Here is a 6,896-nt window from a genome sequence, read left to right on the forward strand (position 1 = left end):
TCCGATCCCATTCAAAGCTGTCGATCGGAGTTAGCGTGTCGGCTTCGGGCGCCGTCCCAGCAATCGCCACGCTTACGCAGCCTCTTGGGGCGACTCCGCCACGCCGCCGCCCAACGCCGCGATCTGCGCTTCGTCGTAGCCCAAACCACGCAGCACGTCGGCGGTGTGTTCACCGATCTTCGCGATCGGCTGGCGCGGCTGCAAACGCGCGCCGTCCATCGAAATCGGCAGCAAGGGCATCGCGGTTTCGCTGCCATCATCGAGGGTCAAACGCGCAAGGCCGCCGCTCTCGTTCAGATGCGGATCGTCGAACAGATCTTCGGGTTTCGTGATCGACGCGAACGGAATGTGGTCGCGTTCGAACAGTGGCACAAGTGCAGCACCTTCGAAGCGACTCAAGGTTTCGCCGAGCGTCTTCAGCAACCACTCGCGTGCCAGCACGCGGTCGTTGTTGGTCGCGAGGCGCGGATCGGCCAGCAGATCCGCGCGACCGAGAATCGCACATAGCGCACGCCACTGTCCGTCGCCGGTCGCGGCGATGAACATCTGCTCGTCGTTGGCAAGCCGGAACACGTCGTAGACGGCCCATGCGCTGATGCGCTCGGGCATCGGCGCGGCGGCCACGCCGGTCGCGGCGAACTGCTGCATGTGTTGCGCGGAAAGCAGCACGCAGTTTTCGAACAGCGCGCTTTGTACTTCCTTGCCGCGTCCGCTCGTATGTCGTTCGTGCAATGCGGCAAGCACGCCGATCGCGCCGAACATGCCACCCATGATGTCGTTGACCGAACTGCCGGCACGCAACGGACGGCCTACCGGTCCGGTCATGTAGGCGAGGCCGGCCATCATCTGCACGACTTCGTCCAGAGCGAGGCGGTGTTCGTACGGACCGTTCAGAAAGCCTTTGTGCGAGACGTAGATCAGCTTGGGATTGCGTTCGCGCAGCGAAGCGTAGTCGAGTCCCAGGCTCGCCATGCGGCCCGGCTTGAAGTTCTCGACGAATACATCCGCGGTATCGACCAGCTTGTGCAGCGCGGCCAGTCCCGCTTCGCTATCGAGATCGAGTGCGACGCTCTTCTTGTTGCGATTGAAGGTGCGAAAAAAACCCGCACCGGTGCCGAGTAAGCGGCGCGTACCGTCGCCGCGCGGCGGCTCGACCTTGATGACTTCGGCGCCGAGGTCGCCAAGAATCATCCCGCAGGTCGGCCCCATCACCATATGCGACAACTCGACCACGCGAATGCCGGCAAGTGGCAACGCGCCCGGTTGCTCCGAAGAAGCAACTGCAGAAGGAACGGAAGAGGCGGACGTAGAAGAAACTGGAGTCATTGCAGCACCTGTGATCCGGAAGGTTCAAAACGTTGAGCAGCGGCAATAAACTGCTTCGGCAAACCGGCACGCGCCAGATAACCGTACAGCGGTTCGCCGGGCAGCGCATCGGCAAGCACGTCGCGCGACGCGATGAGTCTGGTGAGGTCGATGCCGGTGTCGTAACCCATGCTGTCGAGCATGAACACGAGGTCTTCAGTGTTCACGTTGCCAGTCGCACCCGGCGCATGCGGACAGCCGCCGAGTCCGGCAAGCGACGCGTCGAATTCGCGGATTCCGTGCTGCAGCGCGATCAGCGTGTTCGCGAGACCGAGGCCGCGCGTGTCGTGGAAATGCAGCGAACGCAGCTTGCTTCCCGCAACGTCTCGCACCCGTTCGATGATTTCGCCGACCTGGCGCGGCGTCGCTTCACCGGTCGTATCGCCGAGCGCGATGACGTCGGCGCCCGCCTGCAACGCGGCGCGCGCGATCCGGACGATATCGGCGTAAGGCACCGCGCCTTGCAGCGTGCAGCCGAACACCGTCGACAATCCGGCGATCAATTCCACGCGCCGCGCGTTCGCGCTAGCCGCGCTATCGATCAGTTCGCGCATCGCGGCAAACGACTCGATCATCTCGACAGGCGTCTTGCGAACATTGGCGAGGCTATGCGCCGCGCTCACCGAAATCGGCGCGACGATCCGATGCACGCCGGACTCGAGCGCACGTTGCGCGCCCTTCAGGTTCGGCACCAACGCCGTCACGATCAGATCGTCATAGGTGAGTGCGTGGGCGATCACTTCGTCGGCGTCGGCCATTTGCGGCAGCAACTTCGCCGGCACGAACGACGCGACTTCCATATGCCGCACGCCGGCGGCATAGGCGGCGTCGATCCAGCGCCGCTTGAACTCGGTGGGCATCGTGCGAGCGATGCTTTGCAGGCCGTCGCGCATGCCGACTTCGGTCACGACGACGCGCTCCTGGGTGTCACTCATGGTCTTGAATCCCGATCTTGAATCTTGCGTGGAGTGCAGGGAATGAAGCAGTTGAGCGACAGCGTGCCCGCTCGCGACCACGCGGCAAAGTCTGCGTTGACGACGCACTCCATCGCCGCTCGCGATGGCGGCAAAGGCACGCGGGACGGGCGTGGGGCGCCGCAAAGGGGAAACCCTTAAGGGCTTTTCACAGGCAGACCGAAGGACGTTGTGGGAGCGCTCAGAAATAGTCGGGAGACCGTGGGACAAGCTGAAAGGTCGCCGAGCAGTCTTTCAGACGGCGTTTGAATTGCGCATCAAAGGCAAACCGCGAGGAGAGCTCAAACCGATCTCAACAGATGATCGAGCAGATGGGACGCCGTCAGCGTCAGCGCGTTGCGGTCGCGCATGCAGATCACGAAGCGCCGCTCCGCCCACGCTTCGCACAATGGCACGGCGACGATGCCGTATTCATCGGCGGCATGTCTGGGCAGCGCCTCGCTCGGCAGGATCGCGACGGCAAGGCCCGCCTGGATAAAACGATAGGCGGCGTCGAAGGTCGACACGTAGGTTCGATAGTTGAGCTCGCTGCCTTTTTCCACCGCTATGCGCTGCATCAGCGCGTTCACCGACGCGTTCGATGCCAGCCCGAGATGGTCGAATGCCAGCGTCTGCTCGAAGCCGACTGCCGCCTCTCCTGCCAGCGGATGATCGCGTGGCACGATCAGCGCAAGATGATCGGAGCGATACGGCAACACGTCGAGACTGCCCATCGGCACCACATCTCGGCAAATGCCGAGATCGGCCACCCCTTCTTCCAGACCGCGCACGATCTCGGCGCTGACGCGCTCTTCGACATCGACACGGACTTGCGGGTTGGCTTTCAAAAACACCGAGAGAGCCTCGGGCAGAAACTCGACCATCGACGACACATTCGCCAGCACCCGCACGTGACCGCGCGCGCCCGCCGCGTATTCGCTGAGCTCCGCCTGCAACCGTTCGTGGCCGCGCATGATGAACCGCGCGTGCCTGAGGAGCGCCTCGCCGGCAGCGGTCGCGCGCACGCCGCGCTGGCTGCGCGAGAGCAGCGCGACATCGACTAGTGCTTCAAGATCGGCGAGCCGTTTGCTGACCGCGGACGGCGCGATGAACTCACGTTCAGCCGCGCGCGCAATCGTGCCTTCCTCGCAAACGGCGATGAACAAGCGCAACGTCACCTGATCGATTTGCCACATGAACGAGCGGGTACCCGATGTTTGAAGTGGGAAAATTATGCCCGAGGAAAGCGCAGGCCGAGTTCATCTCAGGGTATCCACGGTCTGCGCACGCGTGTGCGCCGTTGATTGCACGCCAGGTTGTGAAGGCAAATCGTGTGCGGAATGATGTAGTTTGATGCGGCGCGGGGTCGCCCCGTCTGAATCCCGCCGCCTTGCTCCGGATTTTCTATCTGGCTATGCTTGGGGTCGCGCCGGCATGTCGCCTCGCCTGCCCGCACGCGAGAACCGCAGCGCACGCAACCCATCACCAAACAGAACAACCGATAAAGGCTTGCCCATGTCCACCGCCAGTCTCTTCATCACCTCCGCGGGCGTCGGCCTCGCGATTGCCGCACCGGTCGGCCCAATGGGCATGCTATGCATTCGCCGCACGCTGACGGGTGGTCCGCGCGCAGGGCTCGCAATCGGCTTCGGCATTGCAACCGGCGATGCGGTTTATGGTTTGATCGCGGCACTCGGCCTTGTCGGCATTTCGCAGTTCATGCTGGCCTACGACCGACCCTTGCATCTGCTTGCCGGTCTGTTTCTGCTTTATCTCGGCGTGCGGGCCTTGCTGCAAAAAACGCCAGTCGTAGATGCAGCCAATGGCAACGGCAATGGCAATGGCAATGCCAATGGCAATGCCAACGGTGACAGCAAGCTCGCCCAGGCAGGCCGCGCCGGCGCGCTGCGCGCCTATGCGAGTTCGCTGCTGCTCACATTGACCAACCCGCAAACCGTCATCATGTTCGCCGCACTGTTCACGACGCTCGCCCCGCGCGGCGCATTTTCATCGAGCATCGCATTGACCACGGTCGGCGGCGTATTTTGCGGGTCGATCGCGTGGTGGTGTTTCCTCGTGACCGTCGTGTCGCTCGCGCGTCATGCGATCGGCAGCAAGCTGCGCGTGGCGATCGACCGGATCGTCGGATTCACGCTGGCAGCGTTCGGCATCGTCGAGATTCGCCGTGCGCTTTGAATGAGGTTGAACGGCGCCGCGCTGGTGGCGCTCAGCGTCGCGCCTTCGACTCACGAGCGGCCGCGCAACGCCACGAACACCACGCCGGCAATCGCCATCAAACCACCGCATAGCGTCGCGAGACCCGGGCGCTCGCCGGTCAGCAGCGCGGACAACGCCGTCGCCACCGCTGGCGTCAGATACAGGAAATTGGCCGCGCGCGCCGCGCCGAAGTAACCGAGCGCGAACGTCCAAGTCGCATAGCCGAGCGCCGCGGGAAACACGCCGAGCACCAGCACCGCCTGCAATGTGCCGTGCGGCGCACTGCCAAGCGAACTCAGCGCGCCCGGCAGCCACGGCGCCAGCAATACCGCCCCCGCGAGCAACGTGTACGCGGTACAGGTCAGCGCTCCATAGACCGGAATCAGACGCCGCTGCAGCACGAAGTAGCTCGCCGAACACAGCGCCGCGCCAAGAATCAGCGTACTGCCCGCACCGAGCGTCAGCCCGCCGGGTTGACCTCGCGCGATCACGGCAATGCCGGCGAGACTGATTAACGAACCGAGCCATCCCCAACGATTGAATCGCTCCCCGAGAAATACGGCCGCCAGCAGCGCCGTGAAAATCGGCAGCGTATTGACGATAAAACTCGCCGCGCCTGGCGCCACCGTTTTCTCGCCGGTATTGAGCAGCGCGTTGTAAAGCGCGACGCCGAGAAAACCGCACAGTACGAATCGCACACCGTCGCGCCATGTCGGCAAGCGCGGCCGCCGGAAGACGAGCCATGCGATCACCAGCAGCGCCGCGGTGGCAAAACGCGCCGCCGCCAATTGCAACGGCGACAAACCCTGCAAGCCGATGCGAATGAATGGAAAGGCGGACGCCCAGGAGACGATGGTGAAGGCGACCGCGCCAGCGGCCAGGAGCGGTTGCCGCGCGGCACGCGGCGATGGGGATGGGGATGAAGTGAGTGTGTTCATGCGCAAATGGTGCCGCGCCGGGAGCTGCTAAGCTAGCGCACAAATGAACATCGTGATGTGAATATGGCTCACACCTCCCCATCAACGCCGCCCGCCTCGTCGGCGCGGCCGCCGCTGGCGAGCCTCGAAACCGTCTGCGCCGTCGCCCGCGAAGGCTCGTTTCTCGCCGCCGCCGAAGTCGCCGGATTGACGCACGGCGCAATCAGCCGGCGGGTCGCCGCGGTCGAAAACTGGCTCGGCATGACCTTGTTCGAACGCCATGCGCGCGGCGTTCGGCTGACGCCGGACGGGCAACGCTTCGTCGGACGGATCGAGCAGGCGTTCGGCATCATCGACAGCGCGGCGGATCAGTGGCGCTCGCCGCGCAGCCCGCAACTGGTCAAGCTGAGCATGGTGCCCGCGTTCGCCAAGCTGTGGTTCTTCGAGCGCCAGGCGGCCTTCGAAAGCGAAGCCCCGGCGCTGCGCATCCAGCTCGATATCGACCATCGCAACGTGGACCTCGCCGGCGGCGAAGCGGATCTGGCGATTCGCTACGGGCGCGGCAGCTGGCGTCAGCTGGAGGTCAAGCCGTTCCTGCCGGAGACGCTCTATCCGGTCGCGCATCCCGCGCTCGCCGCGCAACTGGCGAAGCAGCGGGATCACCGTGGCGATGCCGCACTGCTCAATGTGCCGCTGTTGCACGACTCGGATGTGACCGGCTGGCGCGCATGGTTCGACGCGCTCGCGATTCCGTTGAAGCCGCGTGCGCAAGATCGCCGCTTCGAAGACTACACACTGGTGCTGGCCGCCGCCGAAGCCGGACTCGGCTTGGCGCTGGCGCGCGTGCCGTTCGCCGACGCGTACCTGCGCAAGAGCGGTCTCGTGCGGGTGAGCCGCCACGAAGTCGCGTCGCCGCTGAAATACTACTTCGTGCATGCGAAGGGCGAGAGCCGGCCCGAAGTGCTGGCGCTGATCGAGCGGATGCAGGCGGCGCAGCACGGCCCGTCGTAACGCTTGCACGCGTGCGCGGCAGTTTTGCGACAATAGCGGCTTTCGCCGCGCCGCCTGGGCCTTCGCCGACATATGCCGACATATGCCGACATTCGCCGCCTCTCGAAGGCGTGCGCGCGCCGGCCTCGCCACCTAAACCTGTCCAACCCACCCGATCATCCGCGGTCTGCTCTCAATGGCTCTTCCCCACATCGAACTGCTGTATTCCTTCTCCGGCCTGTTCGTCGGCTTTCTGGTCGGACTGACAGGCGTCGGCGGCGGCTCGCTGATGACGCCGATCCTGGTCCTGCTGTTCAACGTGCATCCGGCCACCGCGGTCGGCACCGATCTGCTGTACGCGGCCGCCACCAAGGCGACCGGCACGCTGGTGCACGGTCTGAAAGGCTCCGTCGACTGGCAGATCACCCTGCGTCTCGGGGGGGGCGCGGGGGGG

The 6,896-nt window shown here is 64.6% G+C and carries 7 protein-coding genes; 3 read left to right on the top strand and 4 right to left on the bottom strand.

The genetic code is table 11. From position 1 onward, the window contains the following. Positions 1-72 precede the first annotated feature (72 nt). From PQR53_RS35765 to PQR53_RS35775, 3 genes are all read right to left on the bottom strand, one after another. Positions 73-1,326, bottom strand: coding sequence for a CaiB/BaiF CoA transferase family protein (locus tag PQR53_RS35765; protein WP_408464854.1), 1,254 nt, complete (start codon positions 1,324-1,326; stop codon positions 73-75). Next, a complete protein-coding gene (locus tag PQR53_RS35770) occupies positions 1,323-2,300 on the bottom strand; it encodes a hydroxymethylglutaryl-CoA lyase (RefSeq protein WP_408464856.1) in 978 nt (325 codons plus the stop codon). Before PQR53_RS35770 ends, PQR53_RS35765 begins: the two co-directional genes overlap by 4 nt. A gap of 320 nt (positions 2,301-2,620) precedes the next feature. After that, a complete protein-coding gene (locus PQR53_RS35775; protein ID WP_408464858.1) occupies positions 2,621-3,514 on the bottom strand; it encodes a LysR family transcriptional regulator in 894 nt (297 codons plus the stop codon). A gap of 319 nt (positions 3,515-3,833) precedes the next feature. On the opposite strand from PQR53_RS35775, the gene PQR53_RS35780 reads away from it, so the two are divergent. Then, positions 3,834-4,514: a LysE family translocator gene (locus tag PQR53_RS35780; protein ID WP_408464860.1), complete on the top strand. Its 681-nt coding sequence runs from the start codon at positions 3,834-3,836 to the stop codon at positions 4,512-4,514. Positions 4,515-4,564: 50 nt separating this feature from the next. Here the strand turns inward: PQR53_RS35780 and PQR53_RS35785 are convergent, their stop codons facing one another. Next, positions 4,565-5,473, bottom strand: a complete 909-nt coding sequence (locus PQR53_RS35785; protein WP_408464862.1) for a DMT family transporter — start codon at positions 5,471-5,473, stop codon at positions 4,565-4,567. Between the two features lie 63 nt (positions 5,474-5,536). Between PQR53_RS35785 and PQR53_RS35790 the strand changes: the two genes are divergently transcribed. Next, entirely contained in the window at positions 5,537-6,463 is a 927-nt protein-coding gene (locus PQR53_RS35790; RefSeq protein ID WP_408464864.1) for a LysR substrate-binding domain-containing protein, read from the top strand. 175 nt (positions 6,464-6,638) lie between these two features. Continuing rightward, the coding region (locus PQR53_RS35795) for a TSUP family transporter (RefSeq protein WP_408464866.1) at positions 6,639-6,896 on the top strand (258 nt) is incomplete at its 3' end.

Origin of the sequence: Paraburkholderia fungorum (genome assembly GCF_046027605.1) — a bacterium.
Taxonomy (GTDB): Bacteria; Pseudomonadota; Gammaproteobacteria; order Burkholderiales; family Burkholderiaceae; genus Paraburkholderia; species Paraburkholderia fungorum_F.

What these genes read in the sequence shown, in the direction of transcription:
- PQR53_RS35765 (WP_408464854.1), bottom strand. Translation starts at nt 1,326, where the DNA reads ATGACTCCAGTTTCTTCTACGTCCGCCTCTTCCGTTCCTTCTGCAGTT.
- PQR53_RS35780 (WP_408464860.1), top strand. Translation starts at nt 3,834, where the DNA reads ATGTCCACCGCCAGTCTCTTCATCACCTCCGCGGGCGTCGGCCTCGCG.
- PQR53_RS35785 (WP_408464862.1), bottom strand. Translation starts at nt 5,473, where the DNA reads ATGAACACACTCACTTCATCCCCATCCCCATCGCCGCGTGCCGCGCGG.
- PQR53_RS35770 (WP_408464856.1), bottom strand. Translation starts at nt 2,300, where the DNA reads ATGAGTGACACCCAGGAGCGCGTCGTCGTGACCGAAGTCGGCATGCGC.
- PQR53_RS35790 (WP_408464864.1), top strand. Translation starts at nt 5,537, where the DNA reads ATGGCTCACACCTCCCCATCAACGCCGCCCGCCTCGTCGGCGCGGCCG.
- PQR53_RS35775 (WP_408464858.1), bottom strand. Translation starts at nt 3,514, where the DNA reads ATGTGGCAAATCGATCAGGTGACGTTGCGCTTGTTCATCGCCGTTTGC.